Origin of the sequence: Polynucleobacter sp. IMCC 30228 (assembly GCF_021395205.1) — a bacterium.
In the GTDB taxonomy this organism is placed as follows: Bacteria; Pseudomonadota; Gammaproteobacteria; order Burkholderiales; family Burkholderiaceae; genus Polynucleobacter.
Genome location: NZ_JAJVCS010000002.1, coordinates 109,925 through 126,382 on the forward strand (window position 1 = coordinate 109,925; position 16,458 = coordinate 126,382).

Genomic DNA, 16,458 nt, shown 5'->3' on the forward strand with positions numbered 1-16,458 from the left:
AAGCCTTATAAAAACTGGTTGCGGGGGCAGGATTTGAACCTACGACCTTCGGGTTATGAGCCCGACGAGCTGCCAGACTGCTCCACCCCGCGTCTGAGCCTTTGATTCTAGCATTTTTAAGCCTATTTTGTCGAGCCTTACAGGCTTTTAAGGGTATATTGTGTCAATTAATCGGGAAAAATAAGGGCTCAAAGGAGTAATATATTGCCTTGCAATATCAATTTGAGGTTAAGTAATGTCGGTTAGCAATCCCGAATATTCAGAATCGACGTTACTACGTCCTATCGAAATTTCTCATGGTGCCCATCACGAACATCGCGGTGCCTTACCTGGTCTAGTCGTTGCAGCTATTGGTGTGGTCTTTGGCGATATTGGTACTAGCCCACTGTATGCTTTAAAAGAATGTTTTAGTGTTGCCCACGGCATTCCATTTTCAGCAGAAGCAGTCTATGGCGTGATCTCGATGGTGTTTTGGGCATTTACCATCGTCGTTTCATTAAAGTATGTGCTCTTCATTATGCGTGCTAATAATCAGGGCGAGGGCGGCACTTTAGCTTTAATGGCTTTGGCATTACGCTCGGCACCAGTTGGCTCTCGCCGTGCGATGACCTTAATGATGATGGGCGTGTTTGGCACTTGCATGTTTTATGGTGACGCCATTATTACGCCAGCAATTTCGGTTTTATCTGCTGTTGAGGGGCTTGAAGTTCTTTCGCCAAACTTAACTACTTACGTTATTCCTGTGACTTTAGCAATTTTGACTGGATTATTTTTAATTCAGAAAAAAGGCTCGGCATTAGTGGGTAAATTATTTGGCCCCATCATGGTTACTTGGTTTGTGGTTTTGGGTGTGATGGGTATTTACCAAATTATTAGTAATCCCATTATCTTGCTCGCCTTTAATCCCCTATACGCAATTGATTTCATGCTCAACCATGCGTTGCAGGGCTTTATTGTGCTCGGTGCAGTATTTCTGGTGCTAACAGGTGCTGAGGCTTTGTATGCCGATATGGGGCACTTTGGTATTAAGTCGATTCGGGTGGGTTGGTTCTTTTTAGTGATGCCCTGTTTATTATTAAATTACTTTGGTCAGGGAGCCATGCTGCTACTCAACCCTGAGACAGCAAAAAATCCCTTCTATTCCATGGTACCCGATGTATTTGTATTTCCCTTAATTATTTTGGCAACGCTAGCGACAGTCATTGCTTCGCAAGCTGTTATTTCTGGGGCATTTTCCATTACTAGCCAAGCTATTTTGTTGGGTTTCTTGCCACGCATGAAGATTCAACATACGTCGGATAAGTCGATCGGACAAATTTATATTCCTTTAGTCAATTGGATTTTATTTATCTTTGTGATTGTGATTGTGTTGGCATTTAAAAAGTCTGAAAATTTAGCCGCTGCTTATGGCATTGCAGTTACAACAACCATGATTATTGATACGGTTTTAGCTGCAATTGTGATGCGGGTTTTATGGCGCTGGAATGCCTATTTAGTTACCCTTGTGATTTCCGCTTTTTTATTTGTCGACGCCGCCTTCTTTACCGCTAACTTGTTAAAAGTATTAGAGGGGGGCTGGTTCCCCTTACTGCTTGGTGCCATTTGTTTCATGCTGCTCTTAACCTGGTATCAGGGCCGACAAATGATGCGTGAGAGGGCAGTAAATAATGGCATTAAGCTCGATTCTTTCATGAGCTCCTTATTAAAGCATCCTCCCCATCGCGTAGAGGGCACCGCGGTTTTTCTTACTGCGCATGTTGATTACTTGCCGGTGTCTTTCTTGCATAACTTAAAGCACAATCATGTCTTGCATGAACGGGTTTTCTTCTTGAAAGTGAGTATTTGGGATATACCCCGAGTGCGAAATGAAGACCGTATTACTCTAAGTGAAATTGAGCCGAATATTTTTATTGTGCGGGCGGTGTATGGCTTTAATGAAACCCCTGATATGAGTCAAATCATGCATTTGATTGAGACTAAAGCGAACTTGAAATTCGACTTGATGAGTACCTCATTTTTCTTATCGCGTGACACCATTGTGCCTACTGATATGAAAGGCATGGCTCTTTGGCGTGAAGCCATATTTGCCTGGATGTATCAAAACGCGAGCCGTCAATCTGACTTTTTCAAAATTCCGGCAAATCGCTTAGTTGAATTAGGCGCAAAGGTTGAGATTTGAAAGCCGTATTTGCTGCGCTTACTATGGTATTTGCCATTTTGTGTTGCGCTAATTCAGTATGGGCTAATACTCCTGAGGAAGATGAGTTAGCAGAGCTGAATAAAATTGAAGCGCAATTACTATTACAGCGTCAGTGGATTGATTACCGTTGGAAAAAAGCCTCTGCAGCATGTTACAAAGATTTCTTCGTAACCTATTGCTTAAAAGGCACGCGCGCTGATTATCGCGAAGAAATTGATCCCATTCGTGCGCAAGAAGTGGCTTTACATGAAAGCCAGCGGATTGTGCGCGACAAAATTAAAGATGCCAATGATGCCAAGCGGGCTGCTGAGCGCGCGGATCCCGCAAAAGCAGTGCAACGTGCTGATAATAAAAAAGCGTTTGAACAAAAACAAAAAGACGAAGCTGAACGTGCCGCTGATTTAGAAAAACGCCGTAAAGATGCGCCACGGCGTGCGCAAGAAAATAAAGCGGGTACTCAACTCGATTAATTTCCTATGGCAAAAGTAAAAACAATATACGTGTGCCAAGCTTGTGGCGGCACTTCTGCTAAATGGCAGGGCCAATGCCCAACTTGTCAAGCATGGAATACGCTGGAGGAAAGCATTGCTGAAACACCCAGTGCACCTCGCTTTCAGGGTTTAGCACAAGCGATTCCACGGCAAAAATTAGCCACCATTCAAGCGGAAGATTTGCCGCGCCTTCCTACTGGCATTGAAGAGTTTGATCGGGTTCTGGGTGGCGGTTTAGTGCCTGGCGGAGTGGTGTTACTTGGCGGAGACCCTGGTATTGGTAAATCAACTTTACTACTGCAGGCCTTAGCGCAAATGAGCGCGGCTGGAGTTTCAGCGTTATATAGCAGTGGCGAAGAATCGGCTGCTCAAATTGCACTGCGTGCTAAACGGATTGATTTAAAAGCCCCTCAGCTTGAAGTATTGGCCGAAATTCAGTTAGAAAAATTGTTAATGATCATGGATACGGTGCGCCCGCAAGTAGTCGTGGTTGATTCGATTCAAACGATTTATTCCGAAGCCTTTAGCTTTGCACCAGGATCAGTTGCGCAGGTGCGCGAGTGCGCAGCCCAGTTAACCCGTTTTGCAAAGTCCACGGGCATTTGTGTTTTATTGGTCGGTCATGTGACTAAGGACGGTCATTTAGCTGGCCCACGGGTGCTTGAGCACATTGTCGATACCGTTTTGTATTTTGAGGGTGATACCCACTCGAGTTTTCGTTTAGTACGCGCGATTAAAAACCGTTTTGGTGCAGTGAATGAACTTGGTGTTTTTGCTATGACGGAAAAGGGTTTACGGGGGGTATCAAACCCTTCAGCCATATTTCTTTCGCAGCATGCTGAAATGGTGCCAGGTGCTTGTGTATTAGTAACGCAAGAAGGTAGTCGCCCCTTATTAGTGGAGATTCAAGCCTTAGTTGATACCGCGCATATTCCCAACCCGCGTCGCTTGGCAGTAGGTTTAGAGCAGCACCGTTTAGCCATGCTCTTGGCGGTCTTGCATCGCCACGCTGGGATTGCTTGCTTTGACCAAGATGTTTTTTTGAACGCAGTTGGTGGAGTCAAGATTTCTGAGCCCGCGGCTGACTTAGCGGTGTTGCTAGCGATTCAATCCTCGATTCGTAACCGCGCTTTACCGCGTGAATTAATTGTTTTTGGTGAAGTCGGTTTGGCTGGCGAAATCCGGCCGTGTCCACGGGGTCAAGAGCGTTTGAAGGAGGCTGCTAAATTGGGCTTTACTGTTGCCATTATTCCTAAAGCGAATATGCCCAAAACTAAAATTGCTGGTCTACGCATTATTAGCGTTGAGCGCATTGATGAGGCGATTGCTGCGGCTAATGATTTAGAGTTAGCGTAAGTCTTCAGCCTGAATGAGGATCACTTGCTGATTGCCAGCTGATACCTCCATCCAAATAACGGGTATCTGGGGAAAAGCCAAATGAAAGTGCTCGGCCTCATTGCCAATTTCAATTAAGAGTGCGCCGCGCTCATTTAGATAGTCTGGCGCAGCATCAATAATGCGCCGGATCAAATTCATCCCATCGCTGCCACCCGCTAAAGCAATTGCTGGCTCAGCTTGATACTCTGCTGGTAAGGCTTGCATTGATGCGTCGTTGACATACGGTGGGTTACAGATAATTAAATTAAAACGTTCTTCTTCATTCGGATCGGGTAAAGCGTCAAATAAATCACCATGCAAAAGCTCTATTTGTTCGCTAAACCCATGGCGCTTTAAATTCCGCGCGGCTAAAGCTAGGGCGGGCATACTAATATCACAGGCTGTAACGCGAATATCGGGGCAAGCTAGGGCAGCCAAAATAGCTAGCGAGCCATTGCCAGTACAAAGGTCGAGTACCTTACCATCAGCTGGCAGCCAAGGCTCGAGATCGCCTGATGTAATCAGTTCGGCAATAAACGAGCGGGGCACAATGCTTTGCTCATTGCAATCAAATGGCACCCCCATTAACCACGCCTCTTCCAGTAAGTATGCAAGTGGCTTACGGCTACGAATGCGTTCAGTAGCAATGGCTAAGGCATGCGCTTGTTGTGCGCTAGTTAATTCAGTATGCATTTGCTCAAGTGCTGCACTGGGACTTAAACCCAACTCTTTACTGACAATCCAGAGTGCTTCGCTTTGGGCATCGATAGCACCATGACCAAAATGCAAGTTAGCCATAGCCAGCTGCGTAGCTAGCTGTTGGCAGCATGCTTCAATTGAAATCGGGTTAGCAGCAGAAGGCTGCTGTGGCGCTAGAGGCTCAGGGTCCATGAAGGGAATATTTTGCGGAAGGGATTCTAGTGCCAGCTTAGAGGGATAACGATTAAGCCAGCAGATTTTCTAAAACGCGTCGATAGATATTTTTGAGAGGTTCAATATCGTTTATTGAAACACACTCATTGAGCTTATGGCTAGTAGAATTTATTGGACCAAATTCGACTACCTCTTTACAGATTTGCGAGATGAAGCGACCATCGCTAGTGCCACCGGTGGTAGAAAGCTCAGTAACTACCTGAGTTTCAGTTTGAATCGCCTCTTGGAGTGCAAGCGCTAACGCCCCTTTTGGCGTCAGAAAAGGGCTAGCACCTAGCTTCCAATCGATTGCATAGTCAAGTTTAGCTTCATCCAAAATTGCACTAACCTTTGCGCGTAACGCTTCTGGGGTACTGGCAGATGAAAAGCGAAAATTAAATTCGACGGTCATTTCCCCGGGAATAATGTTATTTGCACCAGTGCCAGCATGAATATTAGAGATTTGAAATGTGGTTGGCTGGAAATAGCCGTTACCCTGATCCCATTCGGTGCTGGCTAAGGTGGCAATCGCCCCAGCCGCTAAATGAATGGGGTTGGCACCGAGGTGAGGGTAAGCAATATGGGCTTGAATGCCTTTGACATTGAGCTTCCCAGATAAAGACCCGCGCCGACCATTCTTAATCATGTCCCCTAAGCGATTGACTGAGGTGGGCTCGCCAATGACACAGTAATCTAAGGCTTGACCGCGTTTTTTGAGGCGTTCACACATCACTACCGTGCCATCGTGTGCAGGGCCTTCTTCGTCACTAGTGAGGAGAAAAGCAATGGTGTCCGCATGATTGGGGTTACTTCGTACGTATTCTTCAGTGGCCACGACAAAAGCCGCTAATGAGGTTTTCATATCTGCTGCACCACGTCCAAAGAGGTAGCCATCACGCTCACTTGGGGTAAAGGGGTTGCTATCCCATTTGTCTAATGGACCCGTGGGCACGACGTCGGTATGGCCCGCAAAGACAAAGACTTTTCCAGCTTTGCCTAGCTTGCCTAATTTAATGGCCCATAAATTCGTTACAGAAAAATCTGCCGGACCACTGATCACCGTTTCAATCTCAAAACCGAGCGCTTTTAAACGTCCAGCGATGACCTGCTGGCAACCACCATCGGCTGGCGTAATCGAGTGGCAAGCGATGAGCTCTGCAGTTAAATCGGCGGTAGCCGAATGGGTGGCTAAAGGCATGCTTAGTCGCGTAATAACTCATTAATAGCGGTTTTGGCCCGCGTTTGTGCATCGACTTTTTTAACAATAATAGCCGCGTAAAGGCTATATTTGCCATCGCTTGAGGGTAGTGAGCCAGGCACCACAACTGAGCCTGCTGGTACGCGACCATAATGGACTTCGCCAGTGTCGCGATCATAAATTTTGGTACTTTGGCCAAGGTATACGCCCATGGAAAGAACGCTATTTTCTTCGATAATGACACCCTCAACGATTTCTGAGCGAGCGCCAATAAAGCAGTTATCTTCAATAATGACGGGTCCAGCTTGAATGGGTTCGAGTACCCCACCAATGCCGACACCACCGGAAAGATGGACATTTTTACCAATTTGGGCGCATGAGCCAACGGTGGCCCAGGTATCGACCATCGTGCCTTCATCTACATAGGCACCAATGTTGACATAAGAGGGCATCAGAACCACATTTTTGCCAATAAAGCAGCCTCGTCTAGCCATTGCAGGCGGGACAACGCGATAGCCGCCAGCAGCAAAATCGGCGGCCGTAAAGTTTTCGAACTTGCTGGGAACTTTGTCGTAAAACTGGGTATACCCTCCAGCCCCCATGGGCTTGTTATCTTCCAGGCGAAACGAGAGTAAAACAGCCTTTTTAACCCACTGATTGACCTCCCACTGGCCTCTGCCCTTTTTTTCAGCAACCCGAATATGGCCCGAATTAAGACCCTCAAGAACTGCAATTACAGCCTTGCGGATATCGGCGGAAACGTCTTGAATAGAAAGGTTGGCACGGTTTTCCCATGCTTGTTCAATGATGCTTTGTGGTGATTGGCTCATACTTTTTAGTTAACTATCAGATTGTTAAGGGGTTTTGTTCTAGGAGGACGAATTATCATTATATCGGTGGGTCAAAAATGGGTGTTGATGCCCCTAACTTGCTATCATCTTCCACAGTGCCATTTGTCATTAAATTGCCTTTTTAATCCCTTTCTTTACAAAGTACGCCGTGCAACTTAAATCAATCAAACTCTCAGGCTTTAAATCTTTTGTTGATCCCACTCATTTTGAATTACCTGGTCAATTGATTGGTGTAGTGGGGCCCAATGGTTGCGGTAAGTCAAACATTATTGATGCGGTTCGCTGGGTTTTGGGTGAGTCACGTGCCAGTGAGTTGCGTGGCGAATCAATGCAAGACGTGATTTTTAATGGCTCTGGTTTGCGTAAACCATCGGGCCGCGCCAGTGTGGAATTAATTTTTGATAATGCTGATGGACGCGCGCAAGGGCAGTGGAGTAGTTTTGGCGAACTCTCGGTAAAGCGGGTGTTAACTCGTGATGGCAATTCTAGTTACTATATTAATAATCAAGTAGTACGCCGTAAAGATGTACAAGATATCTTTTTAGGCACTGGCATGGGGCCACGTGGTTATGCCATTATTGGTCAGGGCACGATTTCTCGAATTTTAGAATCTAAACCAGAAGAGTTGCGGGTTTTTCTTGAAGAGGCTGCGGGCGTTTCAAAATACAAAGAGCGGCGCAAAGAAACTGCCGCAAGGCTAGAAGATACCCAAGAAAATTTAGTGCGCGTACAAGATATTTTGCGCGAGCTGGAATTGCAATTAGCGCGCTTAGAAAGTCAAGCGACAGTTGCTGAGCGCCATAACCAGTTGCAAACCGAAATGAAAGCGCAGCAGCAATTATTATGGTTTGTACGCCAAACCGAGGCAGGCAAAGAGCAAGAACGTTATGCCAATGCAATTCGTGACTCACAAGTGCAATTGGAAGAGCAAACAGCGAAGTTACGGCACGCCGAAACCGAACTAGAAACGATGCGTACTCGGCAGTACGCCTTACAAGATAAAGTCTCTTTAGCCCAAGGGGATTTATATCAAACCAACTCAGATGTAAGTCAAGTTGAGTCACAAATTAAATATGTGCAGGAATCTCGCTTGCGTTTACAGCAACAAACCCAAGACCTACAAGCCCAACTACAGCGTTGGACCACGCAAGAAACCGATGCCGCGCAAGCCCAACGTAGTACCGAGCATGAATTAAGTGCCGCTTCTGACCATGAGCAAGTGATGTCAACTGAGCTTGCTGATTTGCAGGCCGATGCACCCATTAAAGAAACTGCGTTTCAAGATGCCACAAAAAGTGTTGATGACTTACGAATTGCTTTAGCTAATGTCGATCAGCGCTTAGCGAGTTTAGGAGAGCGCATCAAGGCGGTAGCTGAGCAAATGGAAGATGCAAAAGGGCGCGAGGCGCGTTTAACAGCAGAATTGCAAGGCTTGCGACAACCTGATGCAGAAGCCTTAAAAATGGCCCTCGATCGCTATGCAGTTGCGGCGCGCAAGGTTGAAGAGAGCAAAGTCCAGGCAGCAGAAACCCAGGCGCGCGTACCCGCTACAGATGCTGCTCGTCAAGCGGCTATGGAAGAAATTCAAACGGCAAATCAAGATCTAGCGCAAACCGAAGCCAAATTAACTGCCTTAACAGCGCTGCAAGCGAGTGTGCAAGCCCAAGGAAAAATTGGCCCATGGCTAGATAGTAAAGGCTTAAAAGAGAGCAAGCGCCTATGGCAAGACATTAAGGTTGAAAAGGGTTGGGAGCCAGCATTGGAATCGGTGTTACGCGAACGGCTTGCCGCCTTAACTGGCAAGGATGTTAAAGCTGCGCTGACATTAGCTAAAGACGCCCCTCCAAGTCGTTTGGCGATTTTATTAACCGATGGTTTAAAAACGGTGACGCTGAATGTGCCGACGGGTTTTACCCCTTTAATGACGCGGGTGCAATGTGTGGCAGGATCGAGTATTCAGCTAGTACTGCAAGAGTGGCTAAATGCTATTTTTATCGCCGATAGCTTAGATGATGCTTTGCAGCGGCGCGAAAAATTACCCCTTGGTGCAGCCTTTGTCACCGCACAAGGTCATCTAGTAACTCGCGTAGGTGTGCAACTGTATGCGGCTGATTCGGAGCAGGCTGGGATGTTAGCTCGTGCGCAAGAGATGGAGGGGCTGGAAAAACAATTACGCGCGCAACGCCTCATGCAAAGCGAGTTACAAGGTGCCTTAGATCAATGTACTGCAAACTATCAAGCTGCCTTACAAGCCGCTGAGCGTGCTCGACTCAATGCCGAGGGGGCTGTGCAAACAGCCCATGGTTTTGAAGTTGAGCAAATGCAGTTAAGTCAGGCCGAAGAGCAATATACCTTGCGGGCTACCCAAATTAACACGGAACTAACTGAATTAAGTCAGCAAATTGAGCAAAGTAATTTACAGGTAGAACAAGCCAGAGCTGACTTTAATCAATCCGAGCAAACCCAAGCGAGTACGCAGACAGAATTGACAGCTGCTCACCAGCAATATGAGTTAGCTACGCAGGCTCGTGACCAACTACGTGAGGCCTTACGAACTGCTGAAATGGCGGCGCAGGAAGCAGCTTTTGCAGCCCGCTCTTTACAGCAACGAATTACCGATTTGCAGCGCGACCAAACTACGGCGCGTACCCAAATTATGGAAATTCAAGATAAATTTGCCGCCGCTGAAACTGAGTTAGCAGGTTTAAGTGATGAAGATGCTCAGGATAAGTTACAAACTTTACTGGTGACTCGTACTGATCGTGAAACTGCCTTAGCGAATGCGCGTACAGAACAGGATGCATTACTACATGAGTTGCGTGAAGCAGATGAAGCACGGATGTTGGTAGAGCGTACCCTACAACCATTGCGTGATAAAGCGACTGACTTGCAATTACGGGAACAGGCTGCACGTCTCAATTATGAGCAATTTGCCACTTTATTATCAGATGCTGAAGCTGATCTTGATAGTCTTGAGGTTCGCTTTAGCACTGATTTAAAAGTCAGTAGTTTACAAAGCGAGGTTACCCGCTTGAATAATGAAATTCAATCATTGGGCCCTGTCAACATGACTGCGCTAGATGAGTTGGTGAGCTCGCGTGAGCGTAAATCATTCCTTGATGCTCAATCGGCTGATTTGCACGAGGCCATGCAAACCTTAACCGATGCAATTGCCAAGATTGATGCTGAAACTCGTGATTTATTACAAGGCACTTTTGATCAAGTTAATGCACACTTTGGTCGTTTGTTCCCCGAGCTCTTTGGTGGTGGTCATGCCGAATTAGTGATGACAGGCGAGGAGATTTTAGATTCCGGTGTGCTGGTCATGGCGCAACCGCCTGGCAAGAAAAATAGTTCAATTCACCTTTTATCGGGTGGAGAAAAGGCCTTAACTGCGATTGCCTTGGTCTTTTCACTTTTCTTATTAAATCCTGCGCCGTTCTGTTTATTAGATGAGGTGGATGCGCCCTTAGATGATGCAAATACCTTACGCTATGCCGAAATGGTTGCCAGAATGTCAGCTAAGACTCAATTTGTTTTTATTTCGCATAACAAAATTACCATGGAAATTGCTCATCAACTCATTGGCGTGACCATGCAGGAGCAAGGTGTATCGCGCATAGTGGCAGTCGATATTTCTTCGGCGGTATCGATGGTGGAGCCGGCTTAAATGCCAATAAATGAAATGATTGGCAAATTAGGACTGTCAGACCTGCAATTGGCTTTAGTTGTCATTGGGATTTTTTTATTACTGTTAGTGGTGATTGTCAATTTTAGGCATGGGCGCGCTCGCCGCAAATTGAATGAAATGAGGAGCACCGGAAAATTTGATCCTGAGCTGGGATCGCAGCAACGACATGAACCTTCTCTTGGTGAAAGCGATCCTGCAGTGAGTTCTTCATTGCTCGCTGATTCAGCAACAAATAGCAGCAAGATGACTATTGATCCTCGCATTGATTGTGTCGTGACCTTGCGTTTTACTGAGCCGATTCAGGCAACGGAGATCTTGGCAGAAATTGCCACCTGGCCTCGTTTTCAATTTAATTGGGGGGCTGAAGGCTTAAAGGCAAATTGGATTGATGGCGATACTTGGGAAAAAATTCAAGCGGGCTCTGCTTATAGTGAATTACAGTTGGCAATGCAACTCGCCAATCGACAAGGGCCAATTGAGGTTTTTGACTTATCCGATTTTTTCACTCATTGCCAAAATTTAGCAGAAGCTTTAGGCGCACAAATTGACATGCCTGGGGTTAACGCGATGCTAGATAGCGCTAAAGAATTAGATGCCTTGGCAGCCCAAACCGATATACAGCTGAGTATTAATATACTTTTTGATAGCACCCCCTTAAGCTGGAATGATTTAGGGGCTTTGCTGCAAGCAAGGGGCTTTCGTCTTAGCGCGAATGGTCGCTCCTTTGAATTTTTTAATCAGCAGCAATTACTGTTCTTCAGTAGCGAATTAAACCCTGCTGAGCCAGTTAGCCAACTTACTTTTTTACTTGAGCTGCCACTGGTAGCAGTTGAAGAGCGGCCCTTTGAGAAAATGTTAGCGGAAGGTGCGGCAATTGCTGAGACAAAGCAGGGTCGCTTGGTTGATGATAATGGCATTAATTTAACGGCGATGGCAGTTAGTAGCATTCATCATCATATCGATGGTCTTTATGCCGAATTAGAGCGGGGCGGCATTGTTGCTGGTTCTGCCACTGCTCAACGGTTATTTAGTTAGGTTGTGATTTTGTCGCAGAAGGATCCGGCAAAATTAGCCGAGCGATATCGGTGGCTTCAGTTAGAGCTAGCTCGTCTAGAGCATGCTTATTATGTACTTGATGCGCCTTTAGTGCCTGATAGTGAATACGATCGACTGTATCGCGAGATGCTCGATATTGAGCTCATGCACCCTCAATGGGTTAGGCCCGACTCACTCTCCCAGCGGGTTGGCGGTGTTGCTTTAAGTGATTTTCAATCAGTGCAACATGCGGTACCCATGCTTTCCTTAAATAATGCATTTGAATTAAAGGAATTAGAAGCTTTTGAGCGGCGCTGTCGTGAAGGTCTACATCTGCAGCAAGTTGAATTTGCCGGCGAATTAAAGTTTGATGGTTTGGCCATTTCCTTACGCTATGAAAATGGCGTACTCGTTCGGGCTGCGACGCGTGGTGATGGCGCTAACGGTGAAGATGTTACTGCTAATATTCGTACCATTCGCGCTATTCCTTTGCATTTATTGGGAAAATCAATACCTACTGTGCTCGAGGTACGTGGTGAGGTGTTCATGTATTTGCGCGACTTTGAGCGGATGAATCAATTAGCGGCTGAACTGGGTGAAAAGGAATTTGCCAACCCCCGTAACGCAGCTGCCGGTAGTTTGCGGCAGTTAGATTCGAAAATTACCGCACGTCGCCCACTTTCTTTTTTTGCTTATGGATTAGGCGAATTAATTCCAAATTCTTGGTTACCTGCAACCCATCGAGAATTATTGGATCGTTATATTGAATTGGGTTTACCGGTTTGTCCTGAGCGTCGTTTATTAAACTCAGTAAAAGAGATGCTGGCTTTTTACGATGAGGTGGGTACGAAACGCGCTAATTTGCCCTATGACATTGATGGCGTAGTTTATAAAGTCAATTCCTTTGCCGAGCAAAATCAATTGGGTTTTGTTTCTAGGGCACCCCGTTTTGCTTTAGCACATAAATATCCTGCACAAGAGGCGTTGACTACGGTCTTAGGAATTGATGTGCAAGTGGGCCGCACTGGCGCGATAACTCCGGTGGCACGCTTAGCGCCAGTTGAGGTTGGGGGGGTTACCGTTACCAATGCGACTTTACATAACGAAGATGAAGTACGCCGTAAAGATGTGCGCATTGGCGATACCGTAGTCGTGCGTCGAGCAGGCGACGTAATACCCGAGGTAGTAGCGGTGCTACCCGAGCGACGTCCCAAGAAGACCGCACAATTTGTAATGCCCAAGCGTTGTCCGGTGTGCGACTCCCATATTGAACGTTTGGCTGATGAAGCAATTGCGCGCTGTAGCGGTGGCTTATTTTGTGGTGCGCAACGTAAGCAAGCTTTATTGCATTTTGCCCAACGTCGGGCAATGGATATTGAGGGATTGGGAGAAAAAATTGTTGATCAATTGGTCGATTTGAATATCGTACGCACCCCAGCAGATCTTTATCGCCTCGGGTTTAATGCTCTAGCTAATTTAGAGCGGATGGGTGAAAAGTCGGCGGACAATTTAATTCAAGCAATTGAGCAATCCCGAAAAACGAGTTTGGCGCGCTTTATTTTTGCCTTAGGCATTCGTCATGTCGGTGAAACTACGGCTAAGGACTTAGCTGCGCACTACGGCAATATGAGCGCCTTGATGGCGGCCTCTGCCGAGGAACTATTAACTATTCATGACGTTGGCCCAGTTGTAGCCGATTCGATTGAAAGTTTTATGGCTGAGGCACATAATCGCGAAGTCATTGAACAATTGCTAGCCTCTGGTATGCAGTTGAGTGTGACTGAAAAGACCTTGAATGCAGCGGTAGCAGGTAAAACCTTTGTTTTGACCGGTACCTTGCCATCCCTTTCACGTGAGGATGCTAAAGCGATGTTGGAAAAAGCCGGCGCAAAGGTTGCTGGCTCGGTATCAGCGAAGACCAATTATGTTGTCGCCGGCGCAGATGCTGGTAGCAAACTAGCCAAAGCAGAAGAGCTTGGTCTTGCCGTAATTGACGAAGCAGAAATGCTGGCTTTATTGCGCTAAAGGTTTTTTTAAACCATAAGACTAATAATGTTATGCCCCTTTTCATCAATGGGTATATATGTAGTCTATTTCCTACAAAGAAATCCGGTGGCTAAGAACTAATTGATCCCCTATGCTTTTAACTTTAGGGAGGGTGAATGCAATCATCAGAAAGTTTTTTTAAATCAATTATTGCTTCACAAATATGTTCTCATATCGATTGTTTAATACTTGTAGCACATCTTAATCAGGAGACTTCCGCCTTTATTAAGGCGCTATCTTCATTCGCAAAAATAGCTGCCATATTACCAAAAACAAGCTCTAAAAAACATCTAAATTTAGATGAATTTGAAAGTACTTATAAAATTCTGCACTATTCTAGAGCAGAGATAATTGCAGATAAAGAGAATTTTTTAAAGCAGATAAGTGAATTAGTTGGAACAAGTAGATTTGCAATTATTGATATGGGTGGATACTTTTCGCATGTATACAGCGAATTGCTAGAACGATTTAATAATAAATTAATTGGACTAGTGGAGGACACCGAAAACGGGCATCAAAAGTATGAGAATGCTATTGCAAAAAACTCAATATATCAAAGAAAATTCCCAATAATTTCAGTTGCTAGGAGCACATTAAAAGATCCTGAAGATGCATTAGTTGGCAACGCTATTGTATTTTCAGCAGAAGCAATTCTTCGATCTGTCGGGATAATTTTAACTGGAAAAAAGATTCTTGTAATTGGCTTTGGAAAAATAGGCCGTTCAATCTCTAGCGCATTACTGAGCAGGGGAATCAGAGTAGATATTTATGATACCAATCCTATTCGCTTAGCGTCATCTCTTTCGCTTGGTTTTCATAGTGCAAGTAGAGAAGATCTCATAAAATGCGCAGATATTTTATTTTGTGCAACTGGTAACGGCTCCATTGGAATTAAAGATTTTAGAAATTTTAAAAATGGACTTTTTATTTTTTCTGCAACATCTTCAGATGACGAATGGCAGGCATGCTTAAAAAAAGAGTTTAAAGAAAATGGAAAGAAAAGCAATAAGTTAATTGATTGCCTAACTTATAACAAAAAGAAAATTTATATATGTAATGAGGGCGATTCAGTTAACTTTGTGCATGGTGGTGTTGTTGGTAGTTTTATAAATTTAGTGCAGGGGGAGATGCTATATGCAATCAGCAGACTTGAGCACACTCCGCCTAGTCATATTTATGAAATACCAGATGCATCAAAAAAATTTATTGCTGCCCAATGGCTTAAAAGTCACGGGATTTCTGCATTCAATTGATATGTATGAGCTTTCTTCACTTTTATTGATGGCGACATTTTCTACTATATGTAGATCAGCTTTGAATATCATTGATAGAAAGCAGTTTTTTTTAAATAAAGAAGATATTTGGAAAAAATCATTATGGAACAACATAGTTCCAATGTTACTAATTTTTCCATTTCTTTTTATGTCAGATAATTTTAAAAAATTATCTGAAATTACTTTTTCGTATGAGGTACTTTTTTTTTCATGTACGATTCAAATTGTTGCCTACTTTTTTTCTTATGCTTTAAAGAATTATCGCGTATCTGAAGTCGCTATTATTTCTAAATATGCTGATATAACTGTACCTATTTGCTTGTATTTTATAGGATCTTATCTCCGGTTTGAATGCTTTTTATTAGCGTTATATTTTTTATTTTTTTGGATTTCTATCGGATGCCTTTTTAAAAATATTAATTTAAATATTTTTAGTCTAATTTCCTTTTGCTTGGTTATATCCTTAACTATTCAGGCAATTTCTGGATACTTCATGTATGTTGAAAATGATAAGAACCCAAGTATTAACGAAATTGCAATTTTTTCAATAGCAACACTTCTTTGGAGGCTATTATTTTCATTGATAGTCAATTTCTATGTATCTGAAAATTTATTCAAAATAGTTTTAAATAAATCGCAAAATATCGACCTACTAACGCTATTGCGGGCTGTTTTGACTATTGCCACTCAATTTTCCTTACTTTTTGTAATGGCTAGCCCTAATTTTTTAATTGCTTGGCCGATTTTAAATTCTACTTGCTTGATTTCTCCAATATTTGCTTATTTATTTTTAAATGAACGCATAAGAAAAAGTGAAATATTTCTAATATTTATCTCTTTTTTCATCACTACTTTTTCTATGATAATTTTTTCTAGCAAGGAGTATGGCTGTGTTAAATGAGCAATGGGTTAATAATTTATTATTAAAGCTTGCCCTCGATGCAAGGGCGCTAGCAATATTAAAAAATCCTGATCCTTTTTCAAGATCTACATTATTAGGTCATGTCACTTCAAGTGGATTAGTAATTCATAACAATAAGGCATTGCTAGTATTTCATCCTTATCTATCTCAATGGCTTCAGCCCGGCGGTCATATTGATAAAGGAGAAAGTCCAGTTGACGCAGCAATTAGGGAAGTATATGAGGAAACTGGACTACTTTGTTCGCTGGCTACAAGTAATATAGATTTAGTAGATATTGATATTCATCAAATTCCAGAAAATCTTAAGAAAAATGAATGTCAACATTGGCATATAGATTTATGTTTTTTATTAATACCTGAAAAAAAATTGACTCCACCAGATCCGTTGGATTTTGAATGGTTTGATTTTAATCTGATAACTAATGCTCGAATTTTGCGAGCAATTAAATTAACTACTTAAA

12 protein-coding genes and 1 tRNA gene are annotated in these 16,458 nt (G+C 44.0%); 9 read left to right on the plus strand and 4 right to left on the minus strand.

The annotated features are described in order from the left end of the window. Positions 1-15: 15 nt before the first annotated feature. Positions 16-92: transfer RNA gene (locus LZT21_RS04405), tRNA-Met, on the minus strand. Positions 93-235: 143 nt separating this feature from the next. Between LZT21_RS04405 and LZT21_RS04410 the strand changes: the two genes are divergently transcribed. The 3 genes from LZT21_RS04410 to radA are packed head-to-tail and all read left to right on the plus strand — an operon-like array spanning position 236 to position 4,047. After that, on the plus strand, positions 236-2,179 hold the full coding sequence (locus LZT21_RS04410; RefSeq protein WP_233935968.1) for a potassium transporter Kup: 1,944 nt from the start codon (positions 236-238) through the stop codon (positions 2,177-2,179). Beyond that, the gene (locus tag LZT21_RS04415; protein ID WP_233923824.1) at positions 2,176-2,670 is read left to right on the plus strand and encodes a hypothetical protein; all 495 of its coding nucleotides are present in this window, start codon (positions 2,176-2,178) and stop codon (positions 2,668-2,670) included. The genes LZT21_RS04410 and LZT21_RS04415 overlap by 4 nt, the downstream gene beginning before the upstream one ends. Positions 2,671-2,676: 6 nt before the next feature. Further along, positions 2,677-4,047: a DNA repair protein RadA gene (gene radA / locus LZT21_RS04420; protein WP_233989441.1), complete on the plus strand. Its 1,371-nt coding sequence runs from the start codon at positions 2,677-2,679 to the stop codon at positions 4,045-4,047. On the opposite strand, the gene prmB is transcribed toward radA, so the two are convergent. Genes prmB through dapD form a run of 3 tightly spaced genes read right to left on the minus strand, consistent with a single transcriptional unit; the run spans position 4,039 to position 7,008 of the window. Further along, positions 4,039-4,959 carry a 50S ribosomal protein L3 N(5)-glutamine methyltransferase gene (gene prmB, locus LZT21_RS04425; protein ID WP_233989446.1) on the minus strand — a complete coding sequence of 307 codons (921 nt, stop codon included), beginning with the start codon at positions 4,957-4,959 and terminating at the stop codon, positions 4,039-4,041. The two genes, radA and prmB, sit on opposite strands and share 9 nt — an antisense overlap. A gap of 52 nt (positions 4,960-5,011) precedes the next feature. Further along, the gene (gene dapE, locus LZT21_RS04430) at positions 5,012-6,178 is read right to left on the minus strand and encodes a succinyl-diaminopimelate desuccinylase (RefSeq protein WP_233989453.1); all 1,167 of its coding nucleotides are present in this window, start codon (positions 6,176-6,178) and stop codon (positions 5,012-5,014) included. A gap of 2 nt (positions 6,179-6,180) precedes the next feature. Next, positions 6,181-7,008 (minus strand): 2,3,4,5-tetrahydropyridine-2,6-dicarboxylate N-succinyltransferase, encoded by an 828-nt coding sequence (dapD, locus tag LZT21_RS04435; protein WP_233923828.1) that lies wholly within the window; start codon positions 7,006-7,008, stop codon positions 6,181-6,183. Between the two features lie 169 nt (positions 7,009-7,177). Between dapD and smc the strand changes: the two genes are divergently transcribed. The 6 genes from smc (at position 7,178) to LZT21_RS04465 (ending at position 16,457) form a co-directional block, all read left to right on the plus strand. Further along, on the plus strand, positions 7,178-10,699 hold the full coding sequence (smc, locus tag LZT21_RS04440; RefSeq protein ID WP_233923829.1) for a chromosome segregation protein SMC: 3,522 nt from the start codon (positions 7,178-7,180) through the stop codon (positions 10,697-10,699). Next, entirely contained in the window at positions 10,700-11,755 is a 1,056-nt protein-coding gene (locus LZT21_RS04445) for a cell division protein ZipA C-terminal FtsZ-binding domain-containing protein (protein WP_233935994.1), read from the plus strand. It begins immediately after the preceding gene. Positions 11,756-11,764: 9 nt separating this feature from the next. Next, positions 11,765-13,780, plus strand: a complete 2,016-nt coding sequence (ligA, locus tag LZT21_RS04450; RefSeq protein WP_255696399.1) for an NAD-dependent DNA ligase LigA — start codon at positions 11,765-11,767, stop codon at positions 13,778-13,780. 137 nt (positions 13,781-13,917) lie between these two features. Continuing rightward, positions 13,918-15,054, plus strand: a complete 1,137-nt coding sequence (locus tag LZT21_RS04455; RefSeq protein WP_233989457.1) for an NAD(P)-dependent oxidoreductase — start codon at positions 13,918-13,920, stop codon at positions 15,052-15,054. Between the two features lies 1 nt (position 15,055). Then, a complete protein-coding gene (locus LZT21_RS04460) occupies positions 15,056-15,976 on the plus strand; it encodes a hypothetical protein (protein ID WP_233989459.1) in 921 nt (306 codons plus the stop codon). Then, positions 15,960-16,457: an NUDIX hydrolase gene (locus LZT21_RS04465; RefSeq protein WP_233989461.1), complete on the plus strand. Its 498-nt coding sequence runs from the start codon at positions 15,960-15,962 to the stop codon at positions 16,455-16,457. Before LZT21_RS04460 ends, LZT21_RS04465 begins: the two co-directional genes overlap by 17 nt. The last annotated feature ends 1 nt before the right edge of the window (position 16,458 follow it).